The sequence below is a fragment of the Rhodopseudomonas palustris genome (assembly GCF_013415845.1).
In the GTDB taxonomy this organism is placed as follows: Bacteria; Pseudomonadota; Alphaproteobacteria; order Rhizobiales; family Xanthobacteraceae; genus Rhodopseudomonas; species Rhodopseudomonas palustris_F.
Window position 1 is genome coordinate 1,729,416 of the sequence record NZ_CP058907.1, and the last position, 12,707, is coordinate 1,742,122.

The following is a 12,707-nucleotide window of genomic DNA, read 5'->3' on the forward strand; positions in this document are numbered from 1 at the left end:
TAACGAGGACCAGAGCATGAAGCGCAGCCGCTTTTCGGAAGAGCAGATCATCGGGATTTTGAAGGAGCACGAGGCTGGCGTTTCGGTCGCCGATCTGTGCCGCAAGCACGGCGTCAGCGACGCCAGCATCTATAAGTGGAAGGCGAAGTTTGGCGGGATGGACGTCTCGGAGGCCAAGCGATTGAAGTCGCTGGAGGACGAGAACACCCGGCTGAAGCGGTTGCTGGCCGACGCCATGCTGGACAATGCAGCCCTGAAGGATCTTCTGGGAAAGAAGTGGTGACGCCCGCGGCCAAGCGGAAAGCTGTCGCGCATCTGCAAACTGCATTCGAGATGAGCGAACGGCGGGCGTGTAAAGCCATCGGCTGCTGCCGCATGACAGTCAGATATCAGACGAGCCGGAGCGATGATGCCGGGCTGCGCCAACGTATGAGGGCGATCGCCCATGAGCGCCGGCGCTTTGGCTATCGGCGCCTCCACGTCCTGCTCAAGCGTGAGGGCTACCTGGTCAATCACAAGAAGCTGTTCCGGCTGTACCGTGAGGAGAAGCTCACAGTGCGCCGCCGGGGTGGCCGCAAACGGGCCCTCGGCACACGAGCTCCCATGATAGTGCCGGTGCTCCCGAATGATCGCTGGTCGCTCGACTTCGTGTCGGATCAGATGACCGATGGTCGACGCTTCCGCATTCTGACTGTGGTCGACGACTGCACCCGCGAGTGCCTGGCGCTGGTGGTCGACACCTCGCTCTCGGGCGCCCGGGTCGCACGAGAACTGGACCGGCTGGTTGCCGAGCGCGGCAAGCCCAAGATGGTGGTGAGCGACAATGGCAGCGAGTTCACCAGCAATGCCATCCTGACATGGGCCGATCAGAGCCGTATCGCCTGGCACTACATTGCGCCGGGAAAACCCATGCAAAACGCCTTCATCGAGAGCTTCAACGGCCGCCTGCGGGATGAACTGCTGAACGAAACGCTGTTCACCTCGCTGGCCCAGGCCCGCGTAGCGCTCCGGTGCTGGCGGGCCGACTACAATGATGCACGACCGCACTCACAGCTCGGGTGGCGGACGCCATCCGAGTTCGCCGCCACCTGCAATCCGCGTCGGGATCTGGCGCTGCGCTATATCGAAAGCTCCACGCCAGCTCCCGCCACCGCCCACATGGGCCCATCTAACCACCCGAACGAACTCAGACCTGGATAAAACTTGGGGGCAAGGTCATTAGGATAAGGTCTTTCTTTCCCTATGAAAACAAAAACCCCGCCATTTGCGGCGGGGTCAAGGACCACTCGGAAGGAGAGCGCCGGGTGGCGCTCCTGGGTAAACTGGGTCAGGCCGGGATGCGGACGTCGTCCTCGGACGGCTCGCGGAGCACGTAACCGCGGCCCCACACCGTCTCGATGAAGTTGCGGCCGTCGGAGGCGTTGGCGAGCTTCTTGCGCAGCTTGCAGATGAAGACGTCGATGATCTTCAGTTCCGGCTCGTCCATGCCACCGTAGAGGTGGTTGAGGAACATTTCCTTCGTCAGCGTGGTGCCCTTCCGCAGGGAGAGCAGTTCCAGCATCTGATATTCCTTGCCGGTCAGATGCACGCGCTGGCCGCCGACTTCGACGGTCTTGGTGTCGAGATTGACGACGAGATCGCCGGTCTGGATCACCGACTGAGCGTGGCCCTTGGAGCGGCGGACGATCGCGTGGATGCGCGCGACCAGCTCGTCCTTGTGGAACGGCTTGGTCATGTAGTCGTCGGCACCGACGCCCAGGCCCTTCACCTTGTCCTCGATGCCGGCGAGGCCGGACAGGATCAGGATCGGGGTTTTGATCTTGGAGACGCGCAGCTGCTTGAGAACGTCATAGCCGGACATGTCCGGCAGGTTCAGATCAAGCAGGATGATGTCGTAGTCGTACAGCTTGCCGAGGTCGACGCCTTCTTCTCCGAGATCCGTCGTGTAGACATTGAAACTCTCGGATTTGAGCATCAATTCGATCGACTGCGCAGTGGCGCTGTCATCTTCAATCAGCAATACGCGCATGCCAGTCCCCTCTAAGCGCCGCTACGGGCGTCAGGCGTCCGCACACTTGCGGCACTGGAAACGCCTTTGAAGAACTGATTCGGATCCTGACGAGGAATGGTTAACAAAAACTGATTCGGCTCCGCAAGGTCCTAGCGTGCAATTTTTCTCGAATCGCACTAAGGTGTTGCGGGAAAGCAGCTTTTTGCCGACCGGCCCCTTCAAGTTCCACTTTAAGAGTAGGTGCTAACCGACTCTTGCGACTCACCCTTCATTCTGAGGGGCGAGCGTGCTCAGCTACCAAAGACAGTGACGCAATGATTAACGATGCGGGTAAACACGAAGTTAAGGCGACAGGCCCAGCGTCGACGAACTTAAGGGTTTCGCAATGAAGGCCCTGGCGGAACAGATCGGCGATATCGATAGCGTCAATACCTATGGCCGTGTCGTCGGCGTCCGCGGACTGATGGTCGAAATCGCCGGGCCGATTCACGCGATGAGCGTTGGCGCACGCATCGTTGTCGAGACCGGCGCCAACCGTGAGATCCCTTGCGAAGTAATCGGCTTCACCGGCAACAACGCCATCGTCATGCCGTTTGCCGGGCTCGAAGGCGTGCGCCGCGGCTGCCGTGCGATCATCGCCAACTCTGCTGCCCAGGTGCGACCGTCTCCCCACTGGCTCGGCCGCGTCGTTAACGCTTTGGGCGAACCGATCGACGGTAAGGGGCCTCTGGTACAAGGCCCGTCGCCGATGCAGTTCCGCAATCAGCCGCCGCCGGCGCATTCGCGCAAGCGCGTCGGCATGCCGCTCGATCTCGGCGTACGTGCACTGAATACGTTTCTCACCTGCTGTCGCGGGCAGCGCATGGGTATCTTCGCCGGTTCCGGCGTTGGTAAGTCGGTGCTGCTGTCGATGCTCGCCCGCAACGTCGATGCCGCGGTATCGGTGATCGGGCTGATCGGCGAACGCGGCCGTGAGGTGCAGGAGTTCCTGCAGGACGACCTCGGCGAAGAAGGTCTCGCGCGCTCGGTTGTGGTGGTCGCGACGTCGGATGAGCCGGCGCTGATGCGGCGGCAGGCGGCGTATCTGACGCTGGCGATCGCCGAATACTTCCGCGACAACGACAAGGACGTGCTGTGCCTGATGGACTCGGTGACACGCTTTGCGATGGCGCAGCGTGAGATCGGACTGTCGGCCGGCGAGCCGCCGACCGCCAAGGGCTACACGCCGACGGTGTTCACCGAACTGCCGAAACTGCTCGAACGTGCCGGTCCGGGGCTGGGCGAGGGCACCATCACCGGCATCTTCACCGTGCTGGTCGACGGTGACGATCACAACGAGCCGGTCGCCGACGCGGTGCGCGGCATTCTCGATGGCCATATTGTGATGCAGCGCTCGATCGCCGAGCGCGGCCGCTATCCGGCCATCAATGTGCTGAAGTCGGTGTCGCGAACGATGCCGAAATCAGCCGATCCCGTTTATCTGCCGATGATCAAGCGGGCGCGGCAGATCATGGCGACCTACGCCGACATGGAAGAGCTGATCCGGCTCGGCGCCTATCGTCCCGGCTCCAGCGCCGAAGTCGACGAAGCGGTGCGGCTGCACGAGCCGCTTGAGGATTTCCTCCGCCAAGGCAAGGACGAGGCGACCAGCTTGCAGTCGGGATATGTCCAATTGGAGCAGATCCTGAGTAATTCGGAAACGGAACGCTAACTTTGTCCGGCCATCATGCTTGGCACGTCAATCGATTTGCCGGGTGGCCCCGTCGTGACCATCCGGCGATGTCCCGCGTTGAACTGGGACTTCTGGGGAGTACGAGTCGATGAAGTCACGCGAAACGCTGATCCGTCTGAAGAAATTTCAGGTCGACGAGCGGCGCAGACGGGTTGCCCAGATCGAAGCGATGATCGCGGATTTCGAGCGGATGTCGTCCGATCTGGAGCGCGAAATCGTCACCGAGCAGGAACGCGCGGGGATCACTGACCCCAGCCACTTCGCCTATCCGACCTATGCCAAAGCGGCGATTCAGCGCCGCGAGAACCTGACCCGCTCTGCCGACGAGCTGCGGGTGCAGCTCGAAGAAGCGCGTGGCCAGCTGTCCGAAGCGTTCGACGAGATGAAGAAAGTCGAATTGCTCGACGAGCGCGACCAGGCGCGCGAACGCGCCGAGGAAAGTGCCCGCGAACAGGCCGACCTCGACAGCATCGGGTTGATGCGTGCACGGCTCGGTGGGGCTGGCGCCGTCGCCTGACCTTTTGCAACTTTGCGTCGAAACAGCCCGGGCCCTCGGTCCGGGCTTTCGTTTGCGGTATCCACAGCCTATGCAGGGCGTGGTGGAACGCTGCGTTGCACGATATGCTGGTCTGGTTCGGGCCGCTCGGCCGGAACAGGGGGGGCGTGGCCGCAACGGCCATGGTGAGGTCTCGGAATGCTGTCGCCGGCTGAGTTGGTTTCGCTGATCGCCGCGGTCGCCGAGCGCGACCAGGACGCGTTCCAGCGACTCTACGATGCGACGCGGGCGAAACTGTTCGGCGTCGTCCTTCGTATCTTGCGGCGACAGGATCTCGCCGAAGAAGTCATTCAGGACGCCTACGTCAAGATCTGGAACAACGCTGCGCAGTTCGATTCCACGGTGGCCTCGCCGATCACCTGGATGGCGTCGATCGCGCGCAACCGGGCGATCGACGTCGCGCGCAAGCGGGGCGAAGTCTCGATCGAGGAAGAGCCGTCCGCCAACGACGTCGCGGCGGAGACGCCGGATCCGCTGGCGCGCCGCGAGATGACCGAGGAATTGAAGCGGCTGCTGGAGTGCATCGGCCGTTTGGAGCCTGACCGCCAGAAGCTGGTTCTGCTGGCTTACTACAACGGCTGGAGCCGGGAGCAGCTCGGCGCCAAGTTCGGCGCTCCGGCCAATACGATCAAGACCTGGCTGCGCCGCAGCCTGCTCGATGTTCGGGGGTGTTTGGGACTGACCTGATGGCCCACAGCGAAGACCATAGCGCGCTCGCCGCGGAATACGCGCTCGGCACACTCGACGCCGCCGAACGGGCGGAAGCCGAGGCGCTGACGCGCAGCGATGCGGAGTTCGCCGCGCTGGTCAAAGCGTGGGAGCTGAAGCTCGGCGCGCTTAATCAGATGGTCGGGCTGGTCGAGCCACGCGCCGAGGTATGGGATCGGATCAAGGCGGTGATCGCCGCCGAGTCACAGCGCGCGGTGCCGCCGCAGGCTGCGCCGCCGATCGGTGACGTCGCCAATGCGGGGGTGCTCGGCGCGCCGGGAGATCCGATCTTGCCGCGTCCCGCCAACGACACCGGTCCCGCGCCTTCTAGCGCGTCGTCCGAACTCAGCCCTGAATCCAAGCGCGTCGTTCACTTCGCCAAGCGCGCTTACATCTGGCGCGGCGTCGCCATGCTGTCGAGCGCGATCGCAGCCTCGCTGCTGCTGGTCGTGGGCGCCCAAGTATATCAGCCGGATCTGTTGCCGGATGGGGTGCGTCCGCCGATCCGCACCAAGATCGTCAAGGTCGAAACGCCGCCGCCCGCGGTGCCGGCGCAATACGTCGCCGTGCTGCAGAAGGATGGCAACGCCCCGGCCTTCATTCTCACCGTCGATGCCGGCAGCAAGACCTTCACGGTGCGCCGCGTCGCCGCGACGCCCGAGCCGGGCAAGAGCTATGAACTCTGGATCGTCTCCGACAAGCTGCAGAAGCCGCGCTCGCTCGGCGTGATCGGCAACCGCGATTTCACTGTCAATCCGGTGCTGTCGTCCTACGATCCCGACCTCGTCAGCAAGGCGACCTATGCGGTGACGGTCGAGCCGGAAGGCGGCTCGCCGACCGGCGTTGCCACCGGTCCGATCGTATTCACCGGTAAGCTGGTCGAAAGCGTGCCGCAGGAGCCGATCCCAACCACGCCACGGTAGTAACGGCGCTGCAGAGCGCTTGACCGATTGATTGAAGCGGACAGTTCGACGAGCGGCGCGAACTCATCATCAACGCACAAAAGAAAAACGCCCGTGGGGAGCGGGCGTTTTCCTTTGGGTCTCCACCTGGGGTGAGTGGGACCTCCTCAGCTCACGCGTTGGCCAGGGGGGCTATCCGGCATGCGTGATGGCTGGAACGGTTAGCGGATCACCATCGTTTCCGCCTTGCTGATCGCCGTCGGCTTGCCGGCTTTGATCACTTTTGCAGTCTGGGTGTAGCCGTCGTCAGCTCCGAGCCGCGCCGTGATCCCGAGGCCCGCCACCGCGATCCCGGCGACCAGAGCCACGGCCACAATCTTCAAGTGGGTGGTGCGATCGGCACTGTAGATCGAATGGTTCATCGGGGAGCCTCCTGGTTTCTTCTCCACCCTCGGAAATTCGTGTTTGCAATCCCGAAGCAGGTTCAAAGAACTCGCCAGGAAAACGTAGGAAATCGACCGTACGTTCCGCAGAGGCGATCACAAGCGTGTGAACACGTGTGACAACGCGCGAGAATGCAATGCGGAAGCCCGGCTTAACTTATTGAAAATTAATCAGATCGAGGGCGGGGCGAGGTGATCGGCCGAATCCCGGCGCTTATCGCCGCCCAACGCCATTCTGGGTGGTAGGGCTTGTCTGTTGCGCAAAAGTCGCGCAGCCGAAACGAAGCAGGCGCTGCGGGAACTCCCGGCTCAGACGCTGCCGACCGTTTTCAGCCGCGCCCGCGGATGGATCTCGGCCTGCGACATCACGGTGGTCTGGGCGCGGAAGCGCTCGACCAGCGAGCGGACGAACGGCCGGATCGAGGCGGAGGTCACCAGCACCGGGGCCTCGCCTTCGCGCGCGGCCTGCTCGAACTTGTCGCGCACCGCGGTCATGAATTCCGACAGCTTCGACGGCGCCATCGCCAGGGTGCGGTCTTCGCCCTGGCCGATGATCGATTCGGCGAACGCCTGCTCCCACTTCGCCGACAGCGCGATCAGCGGCAGGTAGCCGTTGTAGGAGGTGTTCTGCGCGCAGATCTGGCGCGCCAGCCGGGCGCGGACGTGCTCGACGATCGTCGACGGATTGCGCGAGAACGCCAGCGCTTCGGCGATGCCTTCGAGGATGGTCGACAGGTCGCGGATCGAGACGCGCTCGGCGAGCAGCAGCTGGAGCACGCGCTGGATGCCCGAGACGGTGATCTGACCCGGGACGATATCCTTGACCAGCTCACCCTGTTCCTTCGGCAGGTCTTTGAGCAGCTTCTGGGTTTCGCCATAGGACAACAGGTCGGACATGTTGGCCTTGAGCAGCTCGGTCAGATGCGTCGACAGCACGGTGGCGGCGTCGACCACGGTGTAGCCCTTCAGCGACGCCTCTTCCTTGAAGTTGGCGTCGACCCAGGTCGCGGGCAGGCCGAAGGTCGGCTCGGTGGTGTGAATGCCGGGCACCGTCACCTGTTCGCCGGCCGGGTCCATGACCATGAACTGGTTCGGCCAGATCCGGCCGGTGCCGGCGTCGACTTCCTTGATCTTGATGACGTAGGTGTTGGCCTCGAGCTGGACGTTGTCGAGGATGCGCACAGCCGGCATCACGAAGCCCATCTCGATCGCCAGCGAGCGGCGCAGCGCCTTGATCTGCTCGGTCAGGCGGTCCTGGCCGTCGGGGCCGTTGACCAGCGGCAAGAGCGCGTAGCCGAGCTCGATCTTCAGATCGTCGATCTTCAGCGCTGCGGCGATCGGCTCCTCCGCCGCGGAAGCGGCCGCCGCAGCGGCTGCGGCTGCTTCCGGCGCGGCTGCGGCCTGCGCCGCCTCGGCAGTGACCTCCCGTTTGCGGTTGCGCGCCTTCAAGGCCAGGTAGGCCGAGCCGCTGCCGAGCGCCAGGAACGGGAGGGTCGGAATGCCCGGCAGCACCGCCAGCACCAGCATCACCGCGGCCGCCATGCCGAGCGCCTGCGGGTAGCCGGAGAGCTGACCCATCATCGCCTTGTCGGCCGAGCCGGAGATGCCGGCCTTCGAGACCAGCAGGCCCGCCGCGGTCGACACGATCAGCGCCGGGATCTGAGTGACCAGGCCGTCGCCGACGGTGAGCAGCGTGTAGGTGTGGCCGGCTTCCGAGAAAGACAGGCCCTGCTGCGCGACGCCGATGATGATGCCGCCGATCACGTTGATGAACACGATCAAGAGGCCGGCGATGGCGTCGCCGCGGACGAACTTCGACGCACCGTCCATGGCGCCGAAGAAGCCGCTTTCGTCTTCGAGCTCCTTGCGCCGCGCTTTGGCGGTGGCTTCGTCGATCAGGCCGGCCGACAGGTCGGCGTCGATCGCCATCTGCTTGCCGGGCATCGAGTCCAATTGGAAACGCGCCGCGACTTCGGCGATGCGGCCCGAACCCTTGGTGATGACCACGAAGTTGACGATGATCAGGATCGTGAACACGATGATCCCGATCACGAAATTGCCGCCCATCACGAAGCCGCCGAACGCCTCGATGACGTGACCGGCGGCCGCGGTGCCTTCATGGCCGTGCGACAGGATCAGCCGGGTCGACGCCATGTTCAGCGACAGCCGCAACATCGTCGAGATCAGGAGCACGGTTGGGAACGACGAGAATTCCAGCGGCGCCTGGATGAACAGCGACGTCATCAGGATCAGGATCGACAGCGTGATCGAGATCGCCAGGAACAGGTCGAGAATGATCGCCGGCAGCGGCAGGATCAGCACGACCAGGATGGTCAGCACGCCGATCGCGAGCGCGAGGTCGCCGCGCCGCAGTATGGCGATCATTTCGTTGAGGCTGGGAATGCCGGACCCAGTGCTCTGGCCGACCGTGGTGTCCGTCATTTCAGCCGCCGTCCCCTGTGCGCGTCGCTTGCGCCGGCCAGACGTCTTCGCCGCGACCGGAGGGGCGCTGGGTCCAACGTGAGGCAGCGCACTGGCGTCCACGGGCATTCCCCGTTTCTCGCGGCCGACGACACTTCTTCACTGGGCAAAATTTGCCCGGTTCATGGTTAGCAAAGTGTTAACGCCGCCCCGGGTGCGACCGCATGGCAGGGCGGTGGCCGGCGCCCTTGACCCGCAGCGTTGCGCCAGAAACTCTGCACATATGGAAACGCCCGTGGAAAAGACCGGCAAAACGCCGGCGTTCACGCTCGACTCGCATCAGGCGTGGGTCCGGCTGGGATTGGCGCTGGTGATCGGTTCGATCGGCAGCGTCGGAATGTGGTCGGTGGTGGTCGTGCTGCCGCTGGTGCAGGCGGAGTTCGCCGCCAGCCGGGGTGCTGCGTCGCTGGCCTTCACCATGGCGATGCTCGGCTTCGGCCTCGGCGGCGTCGCCACCGGCAAGCTCACCGACCGGTTCGGCATCGTGGTGGCGATCGGCAGCGGCATCGGCCTGCTCGGGCTCGGCTATGTCGGCGCCGGGCTGTCGGCTGCGCTCTGGCAGTTCGCCGCCTTCCATCTCCTGATCGGCGCCGGTGCCTCGGCGACCTTCGGCCCGCTAATGGCCGAGGCTTCGCACTGGTTCGAGCGCTACCGCGGGCTTGCAGTGACGATTGCCGCCAGCGGCAATTATCTCGCCGGCACGATCTGGCCGCCGCTGGTCAACTGGGGCAGTGCCAGCATCGGCTGGCGCGCCACCCATCTGGCGATCGGCGCGTTCTGCGTCGTCGCGATGACCCTGATGGTGCTGATCCTGCGCGCCAGGATGCGCGGCCATGCCGCTGCCAGCCACGCTGCAGCCCCGCCGCCGAAGATCGACCTGCAGCTTCCCACCAACACGCTCACGGTGCTGCTGAGCGTCGCCAGCATCGCCTGCTGCGTGGCGATGGCGATGCCGCAGGTCCACATCGTCGCCTATTGCGGTGACCTCGGCTATGGCGCGGCGCGCGGCGCCGAGATGCTGTCGCTGATGCTGGCGTTCGGCATCATCAGCCGGATCGGCTCGGGCTTCCTGGCCGACCGGATCGGCGGCATCCCCACGCTGCTGCTCGGCTCGGTGGCGCAGGGCGCTGCGCTGATGTTCTATCTGTTCTTCGACAGCCTGGGTTCGCTCTACGTGATCTCGGCGATGTTCGGCTTGTTTCAGGGCGGCATCGTGCCGGCCTATGCGATCATCGTGCGCGAGGCGATGCCGGCGCGCGAGGCCGCTACCCGAGTCGGCATCGTCATCATGGCGTCGGTGCTCGGCATGTCGTTCGGCGGCTGGATCTCCGGCGTGATTTTCGACGCCACCGGCTCCTATGCGGCCGCCTTCGTCAACGGCATGGCGTGGAACGCCGTCAACGTCGCGATCATCTTGATGCTATTGCTACGCGCCCGGCGCCGCGGACCGCAGGTGGCGATGGCGTAGCGAGGTCGTTCTAGTGCTCACCAGAACGAAAGAGCCGCGCGGCTGACACCGCGCGGCTCGTGTTCACAAGGCGAGAAGCGGGAAGTCTGGCTCAGGCCGAGCGCACGCTCTGCAGGAAGTTGGCGACTTCGACCTTCAGCCGGCTGGAATCCTGCGACAGCGATTGCGCTGCCGACAGGACCTGCGCCGACGCCGAACCGGTCTCGCTGGCGCCGCGCTGCACGTCGACGATGTTGGCGGAGACTTCGTTGGTGCCGCGCGCCGCCTGCTGAACGTTGCGGGCGATCTCCTGGGTCGCGGCGCCTTGTTCTTCGACCGCCGACGCGATGGTCGAGGCGATTTCCGACATCCGCTCGATGGTGTGGCCGATCTCGCGGATCGCCGACACCGACTCGCCGGTGGCGGCCTGGATGCCGCCGATGTGCTGGCTGATCTCGCCGGTCGCCTTCGATGTCTGTTCGGCCAACGCTTTGACTTCGGCTGCCACCACGGCGAAGCCGCGGCCGGCTTCGCCGGCACGTGCCGCTTCGATCGTCGCGTTGAGTGCGAGCAGGTTGGTCTGGCCGGCGATCGTGTTGATCAGTTCGACCACGTCGCCGATCCGGGCGGCTGCCTGCGACAGCTCGCCGACGGTGGCGTTGGTCTTGCGCGCCTGATCGACCGCCTCGACGGCGATGCGAGCGGATTCCTGCACCTGCCGGCTGATCTCGTTGATCGAAGAGGTCATCTCCTCGGTCGCCGAGGCCACCGACTGAACATTGGTCGAGGCCTGTTCGGACGCCGCCGCCACGGTAGTCGCCTGCACCTGAGCGTGTTGGGCTGTCGTGGTGAGCGTGCGCGCCGAAGCTTCCAGCTCGGTAGATGCGGACGACACGGTTTCTACGATCTCCCCGACGGAGGCTTCGAATTGTCGGGTCGCGGCGTCGATGCGATGGCCTCGCGCGATTTTGTCTTCGGAATCCCTGGCGGCGGCCGCGTCGGCCGTGCGCTTGTCGAGCAACGCCTGTTTGAACACCTGCAGCGCATCGGCCATGGCGCCGATCTCGGTGTTCTTGCCGCGATGCGGCACCTCGGCGGAGAGATCGCCGCGAGTGAAATCCTGCATCGGCTTGACGATCGAGGCGATGCCTCGCGACAGATCGCGGATCACCAGGATGCTCGCGGTGATGCCGATCACGATCGCCACGACCAGGATGCCGATCATCAGGAAGATCGCCCACAGATAAGTCGCTTCCGCACTCGCCGTGGCGCCTGCCGCACCCTTGTCGTTGAGGTCGATGTCCTTCTTCAACACCTCGTCGATCTGCGCGCTGATCGGGCCCATCGTCTTCGCCATGTAGTCGTTGGCGGCGACTGGAAGCTCACCGGCGGCCTTGCGAGACATCTCGAGGCCTGTGGGAGCGAGACTGGTGTAGTTCGTCCACGACGCGACGAGGCTGTCGTACAGCTTGCGCTCTTCCGGCGTTGCGACCATCGGCGCGTAGGTGCGCAGCGATTGCTTCACCGCCTCATCAAATGCGGCGACCTGCTTCTCGGTTGCGAGCTTGCGCTCGGTAGTGGCTTCGAGCAAATGCGCGCGCAGCGTGTTGCGATACAGCGCCACGTTGGTGCGCATCTCGCCGAGAACGCGGACCGACGGCATCCAATTGGTGCCGATATCGACGGTGCTCGTATTCAACGTCCGCATCTGCAGCAGGCCGAGCAGACCCAGGCCGGAGAGCGCGATCAGCAGGACCGCCACCAGAGCAGTGATTTTCGTCCGTAATGGGACATTGGCGAGCATTGTTTTTCCGATTCAACTTTTAAGCGACCAGCGAGAGGCGCAGGCGGCGATCGCTGCATCCTCGGTTAAAATGTTTGTTCAAAAGCTAATCAATTTGTACGTTGACGGACCTTCTTCGCGATTTCGCTATCGATCTTTCGACCTAACAGTCTGGTCGTAGTCAGGGAGGCGCGTCGGTCGATCGTGTGCGCGGAGTAACAAACGCCGAGGCGACCAGCCGCGAACCGAGTGGACGCTGAGTCCGATCGATGCGCGATCGTTTTCGTAGTCGCCATGACGCGCGAAGAGACTCCAAGCTGCTCATCAGCTACCGCCACAGATCGCGAGCGGTGTCTGTCCAGCGCTGGATCTGATCGAAGCGGCGGCGACTGGTGCGGACCGAGACGACTTGCTTGGGCGGCGTCTTCGGACGCAGGCTCCGAGTGTCGGTCCTGCAGAGACAGGCACGCCGGTTCCGTCTCCGAAGGCTGGCGTGGCAGCCTGAGATCTCCACCGACGACCGGTCGACCGTTCCCAAACTCCCGTCGGTGGGGGCATCTCCATCGACCCACCGGGGGGGGCGCTTGCCCGCCAGCCGCCGGCGAGCTGCCGATTGCCGCCGCACGCCCGCCATTGTATGGGGA

10 protein-coding genes are annotated in these 12,707 nt (G+C 64.3%); 6 read left to right on the plus strand and 4 right to left on the minus strand.

The genetic code is table 11. The annotated features are described in order from the left end of the window. The first annotated feature begins 16 nt into the window (after positions 1 to 16). Positions 17 to 1,200 (plus strand): IS3-like element ISRpa2 family transposase gene (locus HZF03_RS08010; protein ID WP_179906209.1). Its coding sequence is split into 2 segments (ribosomal slippage): positions 17 to 266 and positions 266 to 1,200, totalling 1,185 coding nucleotides; the frame shifts between segments, so codons are not numbered across the junction. Positions 1,201 to 1,327: 127 nt separating this feature from the next. Here HZF03_RS08010 and ctrA read toward each other — a convergent pair. Further along, on the minus strand, positions 1,328 to 2,029 hold the full coding sequence (gene ctrA / locus HZF03_RS08015) for a response regulator transcription factor CtrA (protein ID WP_011157191.1): 702 nt from the start codon (positions 2,027 to 2,029) through the stop codon (positions 1,328 to 1,330). 367 nt (positions 2,030 to 2,396) lie between these two features. Between ctrA and fliI the strand changes: the two genes are divergently transcribed. The 4 genes from fliI (at position 2,397) to HZF03_RS08035 (ending at position 5,930) form a co-directional block, all read left to right on the plus strand. Continuing rightward, positions 2,397 to 3,722, plus strand: a complete 1,326-nt coding sequence (gene fliI / locus HZF03_RS08020) for a flagellar protein export ATPase FliI (protein ID WP_011157192.1) — start codon at positions 2,397 to 2,399, stop codon at positions 3,720 to 3,722. A gap of 109 nt (positions 3,723 to 3,831) precedes the next feature. After that, positions 3,832 to 4,260: a flagellar export protein FliJ gene (fliJ, locus tag HZF03_RS08025; protein ID WP_011157193.1), complete on the plus strand. Its 429-nt coding sequence runs from the start codon at positions 3,832 to 3,834 to the stop codon at positions 4,258 to 4,260. A gap of 177 nt (positions 4,261 to 4,437) precedes the next feature. Next, on the plus strand, positions 4,438 to 4,986 hold the full coding sequence (locus HZF03_RS08030) for a sigma-70 family RNA polymerase sigma factor (protein ID WP_011157194.1): 549 nt from the start codon (positions 4,438 to 4,440) through the stop codon (positions 4,984 to 4,986). Continuing rightward, positions 4,986 to 5,930: an anti-sigma factor gene (locus HZF03_RS08035; protein ID WP_119019505.1), complete on the plus strand. Its 945-nt coding sequence runs from the start codon at positions 4,986 to 4,988 to the stop codon at positions 5,928 to 5,930. Before HZF03_RS08030 ends, HZF03_RS08035 begins: the two co-directional genes overlap by 1 nt. A 200-nt stretch (positions 5,931 to 6,130) precedes the next feature. On the opposite strand, the gene HZF03_RS08040 is transcribed toward HZF03_RS08035, so the two are convergent. Both HZF03_RS08040 and flhA read right to left on the minus strand, forming a co-directional pair. Next, positions 6,131 to 6,331: a hypothetical protein gene (locus HZF03_RS08040; RefSeq protein WP_011157196.1), complete on the minus strand. Its 201-nt coding sequence runs from the start codon at positions 6,329 to 6,331 to the stop codon at positions 6,131 to 6,133. Positions 6,332 to 6,661: 330 nt separating this feature from the next. Next, positions 6,662 to 8,896, minus strand: a complete 2,235-nt coding sequence (gene flhA / locus HZF03_RS08045; protein ID WP_085977329.1) for a flagellar biosynthesis protein FlhA — start codon at positions 8,894 to 8,896, stop codon at positions 6,662 to 6,664. Positions 8,897 to 9,056: 160 nt separating this feature from the next. Between flhA and HZF03_RS08050 the strand changes: the two genes are divergently transcribed. Next, a complete protein-coding gene (locus tag HZF03_RS08050) occupies positions 9,057 to 10,301 on the plus strand; it encodes an MFS transporter (RefSeq protein ID WP_119019504.1) in 1,245 nt (414 codons plus the stop codon). A 91-nt stretch (positions 10,302 to 10,392) separates the two neighbouring features. On the opposite strand, the gene HZF03_RS08055 is transcribed toward HZF03_RS08050, so the two are convergent. Beyond that, positions 10,393 to 12,084 carry a methyl-accepting chemotaxis protein gene (locus tag HZF03_RS08055; RefSeq protein WP_119019503.1) on the minus strand — a complete coding sequence of 564 codons (1,692 nt, stop codon included), beginning with the start codon at positions 12,082 to 12,084 and terminating at the stop codon, positions 10,393 to 10,395. Between the last annotated feature and the right edge of the window lie 623 nt (positions 12,085 to 12,707).

Bases quoted from the DNA above. Each gene is read 5' to 3' on its own strand.
- fliJ (WP_011157193.1), top strand. From the start codon at position 3,832: ATGAAGTCACGCGAAACGCTGATCCGTCTGAAGAAATTTCAGGTCGAC.
- HZF03_RS08040 (WP_011157196.1), bottom strand. From the start codon at position 6,331: ATGAACCATTCGATCTACAGTGCCGATCGCACCACCCACTTGAAGATT.
- fliI (WP_011157192.1), top strand. From the start codon at position 2,397: ATGAAGGCCCTGGCGGAACAGATCGGCGATATCGATAGCGTCAATACC.
- HZF03_RS08030 (WP_011157194.1), top strand. From the start codon at position 4,438: ATGCTGTCGCCGGCTGAGTTGGTTTCGCTGATCGCCGCGGTCGCCGAG.
- HZF03_RS08055 (WP_119019503.1), bottom strand. From the start codon at position 12,084: ATGCTCGCCAATGTCCCATTACGGACGAAAATCACTGCTCTGGTGGCG.
- ctrA (WP_011157191.1), bottom strand. From the start codon at position 2,029: ATGCGCGTATTGCTGATTGAAGATGACAGCGCCACTGCGCAGTCGATC.
- HZF03_RS08035 (WP_119019505.1), top strand. From the start codon at position 4,986: ATGGCCCACAGCGAAGACCATAGCGCGCTCGCCGCGGAATACGCGCTC.
- HZF03_RS08050 (WP_119019504.1), top strand. From the start codon at position 9,057: ATGGAAACGCCCGTGGAAAAGACCGGCAAAACGCCGGCGTTCACGCTC.